The 17,648-nt window shown below is 54.7% G+C and carries 18 protein-coding genes; 10 read left to right on the forward strand and 8 right to left on the reverse strand.

Annotated features, from left to right (window positions below; genetic code table 11):
• The first annotated feature begins 141 nt into the window (after positions 1-141).
• From RAL90_RS12690 to RAL90_RS12705, 4 genes are all read left to right on the forward strand, one after another.
• Complete coding sequence (locus tag RAL90_RS12690) at positions 142-519, forward strand: VOC family protein (RefSeq protein ID WP_306251190.1); 378 nt, start codon at positions 142-144, stop codon at positions 517-519.
• Positions 520-991: 472 nt separating this feature from the next.
• A complete protein-coding gene (locus tag RAL90_RS12695) occupies positions 992-2,857 on the forward strand; it encodes a M2 family metallopeptidase (protein WP_306251192.1) in 1,866 nt (621 codons plus the stop codon).
• Positions 2,858-3,033: 176 nt separating this feature from the next.
• On the forward strand, positions 3,034-4,029 hold the full coding sequence (locus RAL90_RS12700; RefSeq protein ID WP_306251194.1) for an acyltransferase: 996 nt from the start codon (positions 3,034-3,036) through the stop codon (positions 4,027-4,029).
• The gene (locus RAL90_RS12705; RefSeq protein WP_306251196.1) at positions 4,026-6,608 is read left to right on the forward strand and encodes an AMP-binding protein; all 2,583 of its coding nucleotides are present in this window, start codon (positions 4,026-4,028) and stop codon (positions 6,606-6,608) included. Before RAL90_RS12700 ends, RAL90_RS12705 begins: the two co-directional genes overlap by 4 nt.
• Here the strand turns inward: RAL90_RS12705 and RAL90_RS12710 are convergent.
• From RAL90_RS12710 to RAL90_RS12725, 4 genes are all read right to left on the reverse strand, one after another.
• Entirely contained in the window at positions 6,581-7,141 is a 561-nt protein-coding gene (locus tag RAL90_RS12710; protein WP_372340479.1) for an HNH endonuclease, read from the reverse strand. The two genes, RAL90_RS12705 and RAL90_RS12710, sit on opposite strands and share 28 nt — an antisense overlap.
• 253 nt (positions 7,142-7,394) lie before the next feature.
• Positions 7,395-8,021, reverse strand: a complete 627-nt coding sequence (locus RAL90_RS12715) for a DNA-3-methyladenine glycosylase (RefSeq protein ID WP_306251200.1) — start codon at positions 8,019-8,021, stop codon at positions 7,395-7,397.
• A 6-nt stretch (positions 8,022-8,027) separates the two neighbouring features.
• Positions 8,028-9,404 carry a glutamate--cysteine ligase gene (locus tag RAL90_RS12720; RefSeq protein WP_306251202.1) on the reverse strand — a complete coding sequence of 459 codons (1,377 nt, stop codon included), beginning with the start codon at positions 9,402-9,404 and terminating at the stop codon, positions 8,028-8,030.
• A gap of 74 nt (positions 9,405-9,478) precedes the next feature.
• Positions 9,479-10,267 carry a 16S rRNA (uracil(1498)-N(3))-methyltransferase gene (locus tag RAL90_RS12725; protein ID WP_306251204.1) on the reverse strand — a complete coding sequence of 263 codons (789 nt, stop codon included), beginning with the start codon at positions 10,265-10,267 and terminating at the stop codon, positions 9,479-9,481.
• 95 nt (positions 10,268-10,362) lie between these two features.
• Here RAL90_RS12725 and ubiA point away from each other — a divergent pair, with 95 nt between their 5' ends.
• Positions 10,363-11,304: a 4-hydroxybenzoate octaprenyltransferase gene (ubiA, locus tag RAL90_RS12730; RefSeq protein WP_306251206.1), complete on the forward strand. Its 942-nt coding sequence runs from the start codon at positions 10,363-10,365 to the stop codon at positions 11,302-11,304.
• 171 nt (positions 11,305-11,475) lie between these two features.
• Positions 11,476-11,973: a peptide-methionine (R)-S-oxide reductase MsrB gene (msrB, locus tag RAL90_RS12735; RefSeq protein WP_306251207.1), complete on the forward strand. Its 498-nt coding sequence runs from the start codon at positions 11,476-11,478 to the stop codon at positions 11,971-11,973.
• A gap of 28 nt (positions 11,974-12,001) precedes the next feature.
• On the opposite strand, the gene RAL90_RS12740 is transcribed toward msrB, so the two are convergent.
• Together RAL90_RS12740 and RAL90_RS12745 are read right to left on the reverse strand one after the other, a co-directional pair.
• On the reverse strand, positions 12,002-12,646 hold the full coding sequence (locus RAL90_RS12740) for a TIGR04282 family arsenosugar biosynthesis glycosyltransferase (protein WP_306251209.1): 645 nt from the start codon (positions 12,644-12,646) through the stop codon (positions 12,002-12,004).
• 5 nt (positions 12,647-12,651) lie between these two features.
• Entirely contained in the window at positions 12,652-13,347 is a 696-nt protein-coding gene (locus RAL90_RS12745; RefSeq protein WP_306251210.1) for a TIGR04283 family arsenosugar biosynthesis glycosyltransferase, read from the reverse strand.
• A gap of 190 nt (positions 13,348-13,537) precedes the next feature.
• On the opposite strand from RAL90_RS12745, the gene RAL90_RS12750 reads away from it, so the two are divergent.
• Both RAL90_RS12750 and RAL90_RS12755 read left to right on the forward strand, forming a co-directional pair.
• On the forward strand, positions 13,538-13,909 hold the full coding sequence (locus RAL90_RS12750) for a hypothetical protein (RefSeq protein WP_306251212.1): 372 nt from the start codon (positions 13,538-13,540) through the stop codon (positions 13,907-13,909).
• A gap of 24 nt (positions 13,910-13,933) precedes the next feature.
• Positions 13,934-14,644, forward strand: coding sequence for a radical SAM protein (locus RAL90_RS12755; RefSeq protein ID WP_306251214.1), 711 nt, complete (start codon positions 13,934-13,936; stop codon positions 14,642-14,644).
• Positions 14,645-14,685: 41 nt separating this feature from the next.
• Here the strand turns inward: RAL90_RS12755 and RAL90_RS12760 are convergent, their stop codons facing one another.
• The gene (locus RAL90_RS12760) at positions 14,686-15,477 is read right to left on the reverse strand and encodes a helix-turn-helix domain-containing protein (protein ID WP_306251216.1); all 792 of its coding nucleotides are present in this window, start codon (positions 15,475-15,477) and stop codon (positions 14,686-14,688) included.
• 149 nt (positions 15,478-15,626) lie between these two features.
• Complete coding sequence (locus RAL90_RS12765; protein ID WP_306251218.1) at positions 15,627-15,995, reverse strand: hypothetical protein; 369 nt, start codon at positions 15,993-15,995, stop codon at positions 15,627-15,629.
• Between the two features lie 134 nt (positions 15,996-16,129).
• On the opposite strand from RAL90_RS12765, the gene RAL90_RS12770 reads away from it, so the two are divergent.
• Complete coding sequence (locus RAL90_RS12770) at positions 16,130-16,753, forward strand: ribonuclease HII (protein ID WP_306251220.1); 624 nt, start codon at positions 16,130-16,132, stop codon at positions 16,751-16,753.
• 98 nt (positions 16,754-16,851) lie between these two features.
• Entirely contained in the window at positions 16,852-17,535 is a 684-nt protein-coding gene (locus tag RAL90_RS12775; protein ID WP_306251222.1) for a hypothetical protein, read from the forward strand.
• Positions 17,536-17,648: the final 113 nt, after the last annotated feature.

Genomic DNA, 17,648 nt, shown 5'->3' on the forward strand with positions numbered 1-17,648 from the left:
CTCCTCTGGTCATCCCGGCTCGTGTGAAAGGGGCCGGGATGACCGATTGAACACAGGATCGCACTGCCACGCGCATTAGACATCACCGGAAGGCAGCGATATGAGTGACCTCTTCAGGCAAGACAAAAAGAGGAAACCAGAATGTTCAGTCACTTGATGATCGGCGTAAAGAATCTCGAAGAATCAAAAACTTTTTATGATGCGGCGCTTGGGGCACTTGGGATCAAACCCGGCCGCGTAGACCCGAAAGGGCGCGCCATGTATATCCACAATGGCAACATTTTCATGCTGTCAGAACCAATCGACGGCAAGGAAGCCTGCGGCGCCAATGGCGGCACCATCGGTTTCGCCGCGGCCACGCCCGAAGAAGCAGATGCTTTTCATAAGGCTGGTCTTCAAAATGGCGGTACAGCCATTGAGGACGCGCCCGGCTGGCGAGAAAATAATGACCTCAAACTTTATCTGGCTTACTTGCGCGACCCTGCTGGCAACAAGATCTGCGCCATGTGCCGCGGCTGATACGCATCTTCCTTCCAGGCCTCGGGACCATCAGCAAGATTGTCATCCGGGGCCTGACTTCCTTTTCATCCCTGTTACTTTTATCTGAGCTTTCCTGGGCATTCCTGAATGATGCCCGATGACGCCCGGCGCGCCTCTCCAGAACGGCTATCACAACTTTATAATTGACTTTGTTTTCTTTTTGTTCTATGTTTCGATCGGAGGAACAGGTCAATCATCATGTCTTTCATTTTTTCAGTTTCCGCCCTTTTGCGCCTTGGCCGCACCTGTCGCCATGGATGCGGCCATCCCGTGATGACGATCGGGAACCAGTGCCGGAAACTATGCCGAAAAACGTGGCAAATCATATCACGCACCCGGCTGGCCTCACTTCTGGCAGAGTTGGACTCTGGCCTTGTCCATGATAAACTCTCCCCAGCGTCAGGGCCGCGCGGCGCCTGCCCAAATTCTTAAAAGAATAATGAGGGATATCATGATTTCCACCAAAAGACTGACCGGCGCAAGCCTTGCCGGTGCTTCACTGTTTGTACTTTCAGCCTGTGGGGGCACAACTGAGGCCCCGATTGAGAATCCACCTGCGCCAGCCGTTGAAGAAGAGGCTGGCCCAACAGTTGCGGATGTGCGCGCCTTTATCAACGAAGCAGAAGCTGAGCTTGATGTGTTGTTTGCCCGTTCGGCTGACGTCAACTGGGCTTATGCGACGGACATCAACGAGGAAAACGAAATTGCTGTTTCGGAAGACAGCGCCATCCTGACCGAGAAGATGGTAGAACTGGCCAACGAAACCAAGAAATTCCAGGGCCTTGATCTGCCCGCTGACTTGCAGCGCAAGGTCGATATCCTGCGTGGTGGCATCACTATTCCTGCACCGTCAACAGACGGGGCGGCCACGGAACTTGCCAATATCAACACCGCCCTCAGTTCAGCCTATTCTACTGGCAAGATCGACTTTGAGGGCGAAACCGTCCCGCAGAATGAGACCGAACTCCTGATGCGCAACCTGCGCGATGCGGACCAGCTGGAAGAAGTCTGGACCAAATGGCGCGCCGAAGCCAAAGCCAGCAAAGCCAGCTACACCCGTATGGTCGAAATCGCCAATGCGGGCGCACGTGAGCTTGGTTATGCCGATGTGGGGCAGATGTGGCGCTCCGGCTATGATATGGACCCGGACGCTTTTGCCGCAGAGACCGACCGCCTCTGGGGGCAGGTTGAACCCCTCTATGAAAATCTCCAGTGCCACGTAAAATATAAACTGAATGAGCAGTATGGAGACGATGTTGTACCGCTTGATGAGCCCATCCGGGCAGATCTACTGGGCAATATGTGGGCCCAGCAATGGGGCTCACTTTACGATATCGTAAAGCCGCAAAGCACCGGCGGCAGTTCTACCGTTGATCTTGATGCCCTGCTGGCAGAGAACGATTACACACCGATCAGGATGGTTGAAGCCGGAGAGGAATTCTTCTCCTCGCTTGGTTTCGCGCCCTTGCCGGAGACCTTCTGGGAGCGTTCCCAGTTTGTGAAGCCGGATGACCGCGAGGTTGTCTGCCACGCCTCGGCCTGGAACCTTGATAACCAGGAAGATATCCGTATCAAGATGTGTATCAATGTGGATGGCGAAGACTTCCGCACCATTCACCACGAGCTTGGACACAATTATTATCAGCGCGCCTACAAGGACCAGCCTCTCCTGTTCAAGAACGGCGCCCATGACGGATTCCACGAAGCGATTGGTGACATGATTGCGCTGTCCATCACGCCGGAATATCTCCAGCAGATCGGCCTTTTATCGGCAGACGACGTGCCCGGCGCGGATGGCGATATCGAGTTGCTGATGCAACAGGCGCTGGAAAAAATTGCCTTCCTGCCTTTCGGCCTTCTGGTCGACAAATGGCGCTGGCAGGTTTTCTCCGGTGAGTTGACGCCCGACACATACAATGACGGCTGGTGGTCACTGCGCGAGCAGTATCAGGGCATCCGCCCCCCCAATGACCGCCCGGCAGACGCCTTCGACCCGGGTTCCAAATATCATGTCCCGAATAATGTGCCGTACACACGCTACTTCCTAGCACATATATTGCAGTTCCAGTTCTACAAGGCCGCCTGTGACCAGATCGGCTGGGAGGGACCATTACACCGCTGCTCGTTTTATGGTCAGAAAGAGATGGGCGAGCGCTTCAACGCCATGCTCGAAATGGGTCAGGCCCAACCATGGCCTGACACGCTGGAACTCTTTACCGGCACCAGAGAAATGGATGGGTCCGCTATTCTCTCCTACTTCCAGCCATTGCTGGAATATCTGGAAGAAGAAAATCAAGGCCGCCAATGCGGCTGGTAAGAGCAGCTGGTAGCCCTGAGGCGGTAACCTGCTGTTAACAGCCCTTGCTGACAGGTTAATCAGCACACATCTTTAGTCACCATAACCGGTCGATGCGGTCGGTTATGGTGAAGATATATTAAGCCTATCACGTCATAGTTGCCCGAAAAGGCTGGATGAGTGTGTTGGCGTCTTTCTTGAAACCCGGACTTTTTCGTCTCCTGCTGGCAACAGCGGTTGTGATCAGCCATGTCTCGAATCTTGAGATCGGCCGCCCCGCTGTAATGATCTTTTTCATCCTGAGTGGCTACTGGGTCGCCCGGATGTATGACAAAAAATATGCGGCAGCACCAAACACGCTGCGTATATTTTACCTCTCACGAGCCTTGCGCATCTGGCCACTTTATGCCGCCTGCCTCATATTGACTGTTACCGTATTCTCACTGTCAAATATCAACATACATGATATTCACGCCAGCAGCTTTATGCTGCTGGGAATAGCCAGTACCGGGCATGACCCGCTGGGCGTCTCCTGGTCTCTCGATATCGAGATGCAATTCTATCTTCTGCTTCCGCTGCTACTGGGCCTTTTCAGCTGGGCGGACCAGCACGCCAGCGGGCAGATGAAACTCCAGGGCATCCTGTTTGCGGCCTTCCTGTGGGGCTGGTATCTGCAACTGGAATTCGGCATCTGGACAGTCCTGTCCTATCTGCCTGCATTTGCTGCCGGTATATTCCTTGCACGATCAAAGTACCTGCCATCGATCCATACAGCGATGAGGTCAGCCATCGCCTTTGTTGCTATTGGTCTGATTGCAGCATTCATTCCCCTGACGCAGGTCTTTTTGCTCAAGGATGCCGCGACACCCTTCCCGGAAGACTGGTTCGGGATGCTATGGGCCAGTACACTTATCCCCTTCATAGCTTTCAGCGTACAACAGAAAAGCGCGCAGCTTGACCGCCATCTCGGCAACATCTCTTATGCCTTGTACCTTATACACTGGCCTGTCCTCCTGCTCACACAAAGTTTTCTGGCAGCACCGCTTGGCAATGGCTGGAAGACAGCCGCCCTTTTATTCAGCGCCATAACCAGCCTGCTTGTGTACAGACTTCTTGATATACCTTTAGAAAAGTTACGCCATCGCCTCGTTGAACATCAGCAACAAAGCCATGGAAAGAAGGTGCCGGCATGACGCGCGCCCCCTCCTTCGTGCACCGGCTTCACTATTTCGACAAGGCAACGGCCTTTATTGAAGAGGATGGCCGGGTCTGGCGATATGCGGACCTTGCAGAAGCGGTGACTGAGTTTGCGCGGCAACTGGGGCCTCACCGGAGGCTGGTCCTCATCGAAACACGCAACCAGATCCAGCCTCTTGTTGCTTATCTCGCCTGCCTGCAGGCAGCACATCCGGTCATCCTGATGCCCCATGGTGCAGCTGAAAAGGACGATCGCATAGAAACTGTTTTCCAGCCAAACCTTGTTTACCGCGAAGATGAACATGGCTGGTCCCTGCAACAGGAAAGTGACAGACACCACCACCTTCACCCGGATCTCCGGGTACTGCTGACCACCTCCGGCACAACCGGCACGCCAAAACTGGTTCGGCTTTCCGGGGAGAACCTGCAATCCAATGCTGCATCAATCGCAGACTATCTTGATATCAGCAGCCTCGACAGGGCAATCACCACCCTGCCCGTCAATTATTCCTATGGCCTGTCGATTATAAACTCACACCTTCAGGCAGGCGCTTCTGTTTCACTGACAGACCGCTCCGTATCCAGCCAGTGCCTGTGGGAGCAGTTCAGGGAGCAACAATGCACCAGCCTTGCCGGGGTGCCCTATACATATGAATTGCTTGATCGCGTCGGTTTTGCCGATATGGACCTGCCTTCCCTGCGCACCCTCACACAAGCAGGCGGGAAATTGCCGCCGGAAAAAGTACGCTACCATGCAAGGCTTGCGGCAAAACGTGGCTATCGTTTCCACGTCATGTACGGACAGACAGAAGCAACAGCCCGCATGGGCTGGCTCCCGCCGGAACTTGCCAGCAAAAACCCGCACAGTATCGGACAGCCAATTCCCGGCGGCAGCTTCACGTTGCGCGATGCAACTGGCAAAATTATTACACGACACGATCGTGAAGGCGAGCTGATCTATTCAGGGGCAAATGTGATGATGGGCTACGCGGATCAGCCAGATGATCTCGCCCGCGCCGCCGAGCTGACAGAACTTGAAACAGGTGACCTTGCGGTGCGCAACCGTCTGGGACTTTACAGGATAACCGGCCGGAAAAGTCGCTTCTGCAAACTGTATGGCTTGCGATTCAACCTTGATGATATTGAAGCCAGCCTGACAAGAATGGGGCCGCAATGTGCCGTCTCTGGCGATGATGAACTCATCTGTGTGTGTGTCCGTGGTCCTCATTCTACAGATGAAATTGAAAAGCACCTGCGCCGCCGGTACACCCTCAAAAGGAATGATATTATCGTCTGGGCTGCGGCAGATTTTCCTGTTCTGGAAAATGGCAAGACTGATTATCGACAGATCATGGCCACAGGCAAAAAAATACGGACAGAGAACGAAGACAACGATAAACCGCACATTGATCTGGCAGGTGAGTTTGCCGCGACCCTTCGGCTTGCCAAAGTACCCCGCAATGCCAGCTTCACGAGTCTGCAGGGCGATTCACTTTCCTATGTTCAGGCATCCGTCGCCATTGAAGAACATCTCGGTTATCTGCCGAAGGGGTGGGAGACGATATCTGTTGGTGATCTGCAGTTGATGAAGAGAGCTCAGCAGACAACCAATACGATAGATACGGATATTGCCTTGAAGGCCGCGGCGATTCTCATGGTAGTTGCACACCATGCGGGCCTTGTCTCATTTGCCGGTGGCGCAATGACCCTGTTGATGCTGGCAGGCTTCAATACGGCGCGCTTCCAACTGGAACACTTGCTCCAGGGCCGGAGCATATCCGTTCTGGGTACAGTCTTCAGGCGTATTATCCTGCCCTATTTCTGTATATTGCTGCTATATCTTATATGGCGACAGGATTTTCATCTGCCATCCCTCACGCTTTCGAGTAATTTCTTTGGCACATACGGGCAAGGATCTACATTCCTGACCCCTTACTGGTTCGTGGAAGTTTATGCCCAGATCGTCCTTTGCCTCTGTGCAGTCTTTGCCATTCCGCAGTTACGAAAACTTGTACGCACTCATCCCTTTGAATCAGCCCTGACGGCACTTGGTATCAGCCTTTTATTGCCGATTCTCATCATGGTCGTGAACGCGGAGCTTTTTGCCACACAACGCCTGCCACATCTTTTGATCTATGTCTTCGCTTTTGGCTGGGCAGCAGCAAGAGCAGATAATCCCAATCGAAAAATGCTGCTGATGGTTACAGGGCTCATCACATTCCCCTTGTTCATGGGACCAACCAATGCGCAGGGCTGGATCGTCGCCGGCGCCTTCACGCTACTATTATGGTTTCCACGGCTATCCGTATCAGGACAACTGAAACCCATAATCATGCTTGTGGGTGGTGCAAGTTTTTATATTTACCTGCTGCGTAACCTGCCGGTGCACCTGCTGACACATACGATGCCGGTTTCCTATACGCTATTATCCGGTATGGCGGCCGTTATCCTGTCATTACTAGTGGGCATCGCAGCGGAGACGGCACGCCAGCGCCTGCCAGGACAGATCAGAAAACTACGCACTGAAGGTCTGCCTTCAGGCAAATATCACGGCTCGAGTTCTGTGTCCCAATAGAGATAATCGTGCCAGCTTTCATGCAGGTAGTTTGGCGGGAAAGCCCGGCCTTTTTCATTCAGTTCATACATGTTCGGGCGATATGGCTTCTGGAACGGATGCATCTTGGCATCCTGGGGCATTCTGCCACCCTTGCGCAGATTGCAGGGCGAACAGGCTGCAACAATATTCTGCCACGTCGTTTTACCCCCCCTCGAGCGGGGGATCACATGATCGAATGTCAGGATGTCCCGGTTGGCATCACCGCAATACTGGCAGGAAAATGAGTCTCGCAGGAAGACATTAAACCGTGTGAAAGCAGGCTTGCGCGCATGGGTCACGTAGGTCTTCAGGGCGATTACGGAAGGCAGCTTCATCTCGAAAGTCGGGCTGCGTACCGTGTTGTCATATTCAGCGACAACATCCACACGATCCAGAAAAACCGCCTTCAGTGAGTCCTGCCAGGACCATAAGGAAAGTGGAAAATAACTGAGGGGCCGGAAATCGGCATTGAGAACCAGTGCAGGACAACTATCGGGGGACTGGTGACTCATATGCATTCTACCGCTCCTGTAATACCCTGTGGGAAAAACCGGGGCGACGGCGGACTTCACTAGTCCGCAGGCAGTTTCTGCCTGTACTCAACCTGATTTTGATTAGATGCTTGAACGCACAATCTCCATCTTCACGCTGAACATTTAGCCCCATTTAATAACATTGGCAACATAGCTGATTCCCCATGACAGTTTTCTGACAGTTTGCGACTTTTCTGCCACTTCCGCGAGAATACACGTCTCAGGGGAACTGTCAGATCGGTTTTCGCCCGCGCAGTTTGGCATAATAGGTCCATAATATATGGGCTGCCATGCCGCGCCATGGTGCCCATTGTGTAGAGGCCATGAGGTCAAAATCTTTCTGTGCAGGCTTTGAGGCAAATCCACTCGCCGCGGCATACGCGGCAAGCAATGCCACATCATTGCGCGGCCAGATATCCAACCGCCCTTCGCAGAACAGCAGGTAGATCGCTGCCGTCCAGGGGCCAACACCTTTAACAGCACACAGGTGCGCGACAGCCGCTTCATCTTCCAGCTCAGGCAACTGCTCAAAGCGCAGTGACTGATCAAGGACAGCTTGTGCGGCCCCTTTCACATATCTGACCTTGGGTCGTGACAGACCACAGGCCCGCAGGTCATCTTCACTCATGGAGATGACTTTCTGCACACTGATTTCGGGGATCCGCGCCTCGCAGCGGGCCAGAATTGCCTGTGCGCTCGGCACTGAAACCTGTTGTTCGACAATGATCCGAAAGAGCCCGGCATAACCTGCAGGGCGTTGCCTGATATAAGGCTCGAAATTGATCGCCCGCGCCGCCATCGCCAGCGAATCACTGCGGGCGGCCAGTGCGTCACAAACCTCGCGAACGGTTTGTGTCATGATAACTCAGAAAGCATATTTCTCATACAGCTTGTGCATATCCCTGCCCAGAGGACCTTCAAAGTCAGCAAGCATCCGCTCTGCCATCGTCAGGCCACTGTCAGCGATTTCCTGCAACGGTTGCAGGAATCCGGTCTCATCGCTCCCGCCCGTATCAAGCTGCGCACGGTCACGAAGACCTTCGCGCGAAACAGCAAGCACTTCTTTTGCAATATCCTGCAGACTGTGCTTGCCGATTCTGGCTTTCAACCCGTAATGGGCTGCATCGGTGCGAAGGGCGTGGCGCTGTTCAGGCGTCCAGTTCTTTGCCACATCCCATGCGGCATCAAGGCATGAGCTGTTATACAGAAGCCCAACCCAGAAGGCTGGCAGTGCACAGATACGCGACCAGGAGCCTGAGTCAGCACCGCGCATCTCCAGAAACGTTTTCAGGCGGACTTCCGGAAACGCCGTGGACAGATGGTCTGTCCAGTCTTCCAGAGACGGTCTTTCACCTGGCGCAAGGTCCAGTTTGCCATCCATGAACGCTCTGAATGACTTGCCAGTCGCATCCACATAATCACCATTCCTGAACAGGAAATACATCGGCACGTCGAGCATGTACTCTGTATAGCGTTCAAAATCGAAACCATCTTCAAAAACGAAATCCAGAAGCCCGGTACGGTTCGGGTCCGTGTCGGTCCAGATATTGGCACGCCATGAGACAAAACCTGTATCCTTGCCCTCAACCATGGGCGAGTTGGCAAACAGCGCCGTTGCCAATGGCTGCAGCGCCAGTGAGGTCCTGAATTTTTTGACCATATCGGCTTCATCAGCAAAATCGAGATTGACCTGCACTGTCGCCGTGCGGTGCATCATGTCCAAGCCAAGATTGCCCACTTCCGGCATGTAATTACGCATGATGCCATAACGGCCTTTGGGCATATGCGGCATTTCCGCACGGGTCCAGTTCGGCGTATGCCCAACCCCCAGAAAGCCGACTTCCACGGTGTCAGTCACAGCACGGATCTGATCCAGATGACTGTGCACTTCGTTGCAGGTCTGGTGCAGATGCTCCAGCGGCGCACCGGAAAGCTCGAATTGCCCCCCCGGCTCAAGCGTCACAGATGCGCCGTCCTTTTTGAGCGCAACCAGATGATCCCCTTCATAAACAGGTGCCCAGCCAAATTCATCGGAAAGGCCCTGCAAAATCGCCCTGACCGAGCGTTCGCCATCATAAGGCAGCGGCGTCAGACTCTTTCTGCAAAAGCCGAATTTTTCGTGTTCTGTGCCAATTCGCCAGTCAGCTTTTGGCTTGCAGCCAGAAGCGAGATAGCCGGTCAGGTCATCCTTGCTCTCAACGGGAGCAGCATCCTTGCGGGCCGCGGCATCTAGCTGTGTCATAGGGCTGACTTTCAAATAACAAGTTGCGCCCCTCTAGCCCTTATTGAAGATGGTGCAAAGCGTCTGACTGTTTTTCACGCTTTAGTGAACGGCTGCCCGAGATCCCCCAATACTGCCTGCCACAGGGTCACAGCCGCAAAAGCTGCCGTGTCGGCACGCATGATGCGCGGTCCGAGCGTTACCGGCGTGACAAATTCCTGTTGGCGCAGCATGTCGCGCTCTGCCGGGGTAAACCCACCTTCCGGGCCGGTCAGGATGGCCCAGCGACACGATTTGTCACGATATGCCTGCAGCGCCTCGACCATTGGCAAGGCCCGCCCCTCCGGGCCACCCCAGCGCTCTTGGGCGTCATCACCGGCCTCATCACAAAAAACAAGGCGTCGCTCCGGCGCGTTGTCAGGCCATCCGGTCACAAGTTTTTCCAGTTGCGCAAATGGGCGCACTTCCGGCACGTCCAGCCGCTCGCTCTGCTCTGCAGCCTCTACAGCATTCGCGTATAACCGGTCCTCCCGGACGCGGGTCACAATCGTTCGTGCCGTCTTTACGGGCTGCAGAAGCGACGCGCCCAGCTCCGTCGTTTTCTGGGCGATCTGATCCAGCGGCACCCGTTTGACCGGGGCAAAGAGAAGCCAGAGGTCCGGCGTTGCCGCCTGCACTCGCGTTTGCTCCTTAAGGCTGACGACGCCCGCATTTTTGCTGATCGCAGCAATTTCACCGCGCCACTCGCCATCCCGGCCATTGAAAAGCAGCAGCTCCGCCCCGATATCACGCCGCATCACACGGCCAAGATAATGTGCCTGCTCCGGGGAGACAGGAACCGATATGCCCGGTGCGAGTTCTGACGAGACAAAAAGGCGCAGCATGGTCGCAGGTTCCTTCCTTGAGGGGCAAGCGCTTGACTTGATGGCGTTATCATAACAGGTCCAGAGTCAGGGCCTATATGTAAGGAGTTTTGACCTTGGTTGACCAGAGTCCTGCATCATCAGCGACGCCAGACGCCCCTCGCCGCAGTTTTGTGGAAAGGATGCCGCCAGCCAGCCAGCCATATCTGCGCCTGATGCGGGCAGATCGGCCCATCGGCACATGGCTGCTGCTGATTCCCTGCTGGTGGGGCCTCAGTCTGGCAGCTCTTGCTGGCGGTGCCATGAACAAGGATTTCTGGACATACCTCTTTTTCGGCGGGCTGTTTGCGATTGGCGCTTTTGTAATGCGGGGCGCTGGCTGCGTTTACAATGACATCGTGGACCGGGACATTGACGCCAAAGTCAGCCGCACAGCCAGTCGCCCTTTGCCCTCAGGGCAGATTACCTTGCAACAGGCCTGGATATTCCTTGTCAGCCTGTGCCTGATCGGCCTTCTGGTACTGATGCAGTTCAACCGCACCGCTATCATCACCGGCTTTTTGGCGCTGGCGCTGGTTGCGGCCTATCCGTTCATGAAGCGCATTACCTGGTGGCCTCAGGCCTGGCTTGGCCTGACATTCAACTGGGGTGTCCTAGTCGGCTGGGTCGCTGTGACCGGTGAATTGAACTGGGCAGCCGTCGATCTCTATATTGCCGGCATCTTCTGGACCCTTGGCTATGACACTATTTATGCGCATCAGGACCGGGAGGATGATGCCCTGATCGGGGTCAGGTCCACCGCCCGCCGGTTACAGAATAAAACCCGGGAGTGGCTGCTGGTTTTCTATACAGGCATGATCTTTTTCACTGCACTGGCAGGATTGCTGGCTCGCCTCGGGCCATGGTTCTATATCGCCCTGCTCTTCCCCGCAGTTCATCTGATCTGGCAGACCTGGACACTCGATCAGGACAAACCCGCCACCTGTCTCGCGCTATTCAAAGCCAATCGTGAAACCGGCCTGATGATCCTGCTCGCCCTCGGGTTCGGGCAGTTTTGAGCGTTACGGAGAACCAGAAACTGCCGCGTGATATGTATAATCACACAGGCCCCCAGCGTTTCAAAAAAATCATCCCATCACCTTCTCTCACACCTGCGTCAGGGGGCATTTCCCTTGCGACAGAAGTCTTCTATCTATCTTCAGACATCCTTGGAGGAGATAATGAGCAAAATGAGCAGACGTGGATTTTTAGGCGGACTTCTGGGCGGCGCTGCCGCTGGCGGCGCGAATGCCAAAGAAGGCGAACCTGATCGCGCCCTGATCCCTGATTATGACAAATGGCAGCTTTCCGACGAGGAATGGAAAGAACGCCTGACCGACGCCCAGTACCGCGTCCTGCGCAAGGAAGATACTGAACGTCCCGGCTCTTCGCCGCTGGATGATGAAAAAAGGGACGGCATTTTTGCCTGCGCCGGCTGTGGCCTGGAACTGTTCAAATCAGACACGAAATATGACAGCGGCACCGGCTGGCCATCGTTTTTTGATTATATCCCGAACACGCTTGGCTTCAAGACGGACTACAAGATCATTGTGCCGCGTCTTGAATATCACTGTGCCCGATGTGGCGGCCATCAGGGTCACCGCTTCGATGATGGCCCGCTTGACGCAACAGGCAAGCGCTATTGCAATAACGGCGTGGCTTTGACGTTCATCCCGGCCGCAGGCTAAGTATCCTAAAGCAGGCAGGTGCGTGCATTCACGCCCGCACCGCCTGTGACCGGATCAATACATCCGGGTTCGCCTGCAGGTCTTCACCTTCATCAATGTCGGCGAGAACCGGCAGCGTTGCGACACGGAAACTGTCCGGCAATGTCGCGAGCGTGTCTTCCAGGGTGTACTGCGTGGACCAGCGGACATTTTCGAAAAGTGCGGGTGCATGCCTTGCGCGGCGCAACCCGATCAGCCAGTAACCGCCATCCGGTGCCGGGCCGATCACAACATCATTACCACGCAACCGGGCGAAAGCCTCAGTGATCAGGTCCGTGCTGACATGGGGTGAGTCAGAGCCAATAATCACGATGGGGCCAGGTGGCATATCCTGAAACAGGCGACCCATCCTGTCACCCAGATCGCCGCCGCCCTGCGCCACCCGGGCGATATGCGCGGGCCAGACTGACGTCCAGTCCTGATAGAGCGCGCTCACCGGATCCACCGCCAGCACCATTTCCCAGCGACGGTCAGTCCCCAGACGGGTCACCAGTGCCGAGGTTGCATGACGATAAAAACCGGCGGCCCGTGCCTTGCCAATATCCCGCGCAAGCCGGGTCTTGGCGCGTCCCGCCTTGGGGGCCTTCACCATCATGACCAGCCGTTGCTGCCAGGGCTGGCCGTTATTCAACATTCCCCTCACTGATAATTCTCCAGTATTTTCTCAGGCGGCACACCGCGATAATAGGACATCAGGCAATTCAGGTTTTTCCAGACGCGTGGAAAATATCCATTCTGCTTGTACCGGGCCGCAGAAGTCGTCGCAACGGCACGCAGCTGTCGCAGTCTGCCCGCTTTCCTGATGCGCCGGACAATATCCACATCCTCGAATAACGGCATCGCCCCATGCCCGCCAAGCGTGTCGTAAAATGCACGGGAGATCAGCAGGCCCTGATCGCCATAAGGCAGGGACAATACGCGGCAGCGGCACCAGACACCCGCTTCCACAATCCGTGCCTGCCAGACATTCTCATCAAACCGGAAACTGAAATAGGCCGCCATATCGTGCGGCGCCGCCATCATGAAACTTGCAACTTCCTTCTCCCAACCTTCCTGCAACACCGTATCGGCATGCAGGAAAAGCAGCCAGTCATGCGCTTTTTGAAAAGCCCGCGCCGCCTCAGCGCCGGCCGCAAGCTGCACGCCCCTGCCAGCCTCACCCGAAACAAACTCCGCCCCTGTTGCAGACGCAATCGCTTCCGTCTGATCCGTTGAACCACCATCTGTAATGATTACGCGTGAGATCATGCCCTGCAGCGTTGCACTCAGCAACGTCGGCAGAGAGCGTTCCAGCATTTCACCAGAGTTAAGCGTTGGCATGACAACAGTGATCATGAAGACCTTCATTCCCGAATTGCTAACCGTCTTGGCGGAAACCGGTTGCAACCACAACATCGCCGCCAATGACGCTTGTTCACCAATGCGTGCGAGCCCCCACGCCGGCCTTGCTGCGCCACAGTACGAAAAATGACATAGATATTAACTTTGTTCTTGTTTTGTTCTATAGAATATGTATATTACTATCATGACCCGCGCCACGACCCTTTCCTTCCGTCCTGCCAAACTGCCTACCCGGGAAAAGGATCGTGGTGCGCGGTCTAACGATAGCGGGCGTTACGAAAGTGAGAAGCGCGAGGAAGTTGATGATGGCTGGCATGAAGATATGCCGGAACCGGTCAAGACCAGCGTGACACTTGAGACGCCGCGCAAGATCGTCACATTCAACAAGTCGCCTTATGTGGGCTTTGATCGCTCCATAAACCCTTATCGAGGCTGCGAGCATGGCTGCGTCTATTGTTTTGCGCGGCCCACCCACGCCTATATGGGCCTGTCGCCCGGTCTTGATTTTGAGACAAAGCTGTTTGCCAAGCCGGACGCGGCCAAGCTGCTGGAGTAGGAACTGTCCAACCCCAATTACAGGGTGCGTGCGATTGCGATTGGCACCAACACCGATGCCTATCAACCTATTGAGCGACAGTTTCTTGTCATGCGGCATATCCTGCAGACACTGTCGCTGTTCAATCATCCCGTGTCGGTTCTGACAAAATCAGACCTGATCATTCGTGATCTCGATATTCTGGGGCCTATGGGGCAGAAGAACCTGACCAGATGCATGATCTCGATTACGACCGAGGATCGCAAACTTGCGCGCGCCATGGAGCCACGTGCCTCTACGCCCGCACGGCGCTTTGAAGCCCTGCGCCGGCTGGTGGGGGAAGGGATTACCACCGGCATCATGACCGGCCCGATGATCCCTGGTTTGAATGATCCGGAAATGGAGACAATCATTGAAAAAGCGGCTGAAATTGGTGCCAGCTACGCCACCTATACCATTTTGCGATTACCGTATGAAATCTCACAATTGTGGCAGGAATGGCTTGAGGCGTTTGCCCCGGACCGCGCCCGGCGCGTGATGCGGCACATCCGCGACATGAATGGGGGACGAGACTATGATCCACACTGGGCGCGCGGGGCTGAAGTCAAAGGCACCTATGCCAAGCTGATGATGCAGCGCTTTCGCAAGGTGACCGAGCGCCTGGACCTGAACACAGGTCGCGACCGCCTGCCGCTGGATACCCGTCAGTTCCGTGTACCCTCAAAAATTTCCGGGCAGGAAGACCTGTTCGGATGATTTACCCGGCTGCAACCGGGGTGTACCAGCCCCATATATTCTCAGGACGGTGTGTCGGCGTTTTCAGCCTGGCTCTCAAACCAGCGCCGCGTTGCATCATCAACCGGAAAGATCAGCTCAATGCTGAAATCACTGAGCGTGATGTCCTGCACCGTACCAAACTGTGCAATGGTGGAAAACAGGGTCAGTTGCATGTCACCAATGCGCAGAACCATCGGGATAACAGGCGCATAAAGATCAACCGCCGACAGATCTTCCCCTTCAAAGCGGGAATGACCGGCAAGGTCGGCAATCATTTTCTGCAATCGTGGATTACCACCACAATGCAGGTTTTCGGTTTTCAGACGCGCCAGGGTGAGGGATGCCAGTTCCGGCCAGTTAACAATGATGGAATTTTCCGGGTCATCAACGATCAGCATCTCGACCATATTGTTGACGCCCGTGAGGCCGGCTGCAGCAAACATCTGCATCGCCGCCATATTGGCGTTGATAAGGTCCCAATGCCGGTCAACCACAACCCCCGGATAGGGCATGTGGCTCTGCAACATCGTGTTAATTGCCGCATGAACCGGGGCGAGCGCTTCATGGTCCTGCGGCAGGTCAGGAAAAACAGGCGCATAGCCCGCCGCCAGCAACGCATTGTTTACCGCAGCGCGGGGCATCTGCAACGCTTCCGCCAACTTCAGAATCATACCCCGACTGGGTCTGGAACGACCCGATTCCAGAAAACTGACATGTCGGGAGGACGTGTCAGCCTCAAGACTGAGGTCAAGCTGACTGATGCGCCTGATGCCACGCCATTCCTTCAGAATATCACCGAATTGCAATGTCATGAAAATACCTACCTCTCAGGTAATCTTTATAGTCCGGAAAGCGCGCCTATGCACTTACCTGCGAGGTAACTGATCACCCGCCTCACCTTTTGCCGGATTTTTGTCGCGACGCCGGACTTCATTCGCAAGACAGTGCCACTCATGGTGCATCATCTGTCCACATAGAAGAAAAAAGCTGTACCACAAGGCGCATAAAACCCGAATTCTACTGTCCCCCAGGGCTTCTCATCAAGCCGGGCAGAAATGATTTCAAGCGGCAGCCATTCCTCATACAGTACTTTCAGACAGTCCAGATCTTCCATCTGTACGCGCACGGATATTGCCTTGTTACTGCCCCGTTGCTCAGGTGTGAAAGTCTGCAGATGGAACTCGATATTTTCCCGAGCAACCCCTGCATAATCGGATAGTTCTGCACTGTCCCTGTCAAAAAAAGTGACCTGAAACCCGAGCCGCTGCCAAAAACGGATACTCTCGGCCATGTCGATCACGGCGAGAACAGGATTGACTGTCTTGAACATGGCATCTTTCAACTGCTGGTTTCAGCAGGCTAGGGATAACGACACCAGAGCGCAAGACAGGCAGATGTTTGCCTTTGCCTCAGAATCGAGCGCTCTATATGCTGTTAATACTTTTTTAACTTTTAAGGTCTGGCGTGACAGTACTCTTGCCAACATTCGAGATTGAAGATTCGCTGCCAGGCCTTGTCGCCGGCATAGACGAGGCCGGACGCGGCCCATGGGCAGGACCTGTGGTGGCAGCGGCTGTCATTCTCAACCCGAATTGCACACCGGCCGGCCTGAAAGATTCAAAAAAACTCAGCCCAAAACGGCGTGCAGATCTTGCCAATGCGCTGTGGAAAACCGCCCGCATTGGCGTCGGCATTGCTTCTGTCGAAGAAATTGACGACCTCAATGTTCTGCAGGCAACCATGCTGGCCATGTCCCGCGCTGCCGCACATTTGCCCGTCGCCCCGGCAACCTGCATTGTGGACGGCACCGTAAAACCCAAACTGCCCTGCCCGGCCTATATGGTTGTCAAGGGTGATGCGAAATCAAAATCCATCGCGGCAGCGTCAATCATTGCCAAAGTGACGCGCGACCGGATGATGCTGGAGTTATCCCGCGAGTTCCCTGGTTATGGTTGGGACAGCAATAAAGGGTATGGTGCAAAAGCGCATCGTGAAGGCCTCGACAGTCTGGGCGTCACGCCCCATCACCGGCGCTCATTTGCCCCGGTCCGCAACCGGCTTGGCGCCAGTGACGCAGCGCTCTGTTAGGCTAGGCTGATCAGACGGGTCGCATGACCGGGAATTAACTGTCAGTAACGCATCTCTTTTCCTAGCGTTCTCAAAATAACTGCAATCAAGGTTATCCCATGCGCGCCCTGTTTTATTCCGCCATTCTGCTCGTCGGCTTCTGCCTGACCATCCCTCTCAAAGCGGCAGAGCTGCCCGCTTCGCTTGACGCAGCCATTGCAGATGCAGAAGCCTATAGCGACTTTCAGCCGTCTTTTTCCATGCGTGCATCAAGCCCGGGTGAAAGCGCTCTGGTCTATCGATATAATGCCGACACCGGGACATGGACGCTGCTCGAAGGAGATATCAGTGAACTGGATTCAGAGACGCTCACCGGCATCACAGAATTACAGAACGAAATCAGCAAGCCGGGTGAACTGACCTACGCAGACGCCCGTGATAAATTGAGCGTGAGCGCCGTTTTAGAGCAAACTGACACCGCAGAGATTTACGCCATAAACATCGCCGATGAAGATGGCGAGATGCCCAGAGCCATGAAGGATGCCCTTGAGATGACCCTTCATCTGGACACCGATCAGGGACATATCAGCCTTATCTTAATGCGCGCACGCGCACCGTTCAAACCTGCCATGGTCGCAAAAGTTGAGACACTGATCGTTGAACAACGCTTTGCGAAGTTTCCCGACATGCCAGTACCCCTGCTGCAAAGCTATTATAATAAAGCAAGCGGAGAGGCGATGTTCCAGAAATTCGACGAGGAATTTACGATTGAGTTTTTCGATTACGCCCTGTCTGCTGAGTAACCTGTTTCATTTTGATTCAACAACACGCCCGCAAACCGTTAATATTGGTTAACGCACGGAATAATTACGATATTAACCAATAAATTCTTGACGGCAGAATCCCGGCGACTCAC

Origin of the sequence: Parvularcula sp. IMCC14364 (assembly GCF_030758415.1) — a bacterium.
Taxonomy (GTDB): domain Bacteria; phylum Pseudomonadota; class Alphaproteobacteria; order Caulobacterales; family Parvularculaceae; genus Aquisalinus.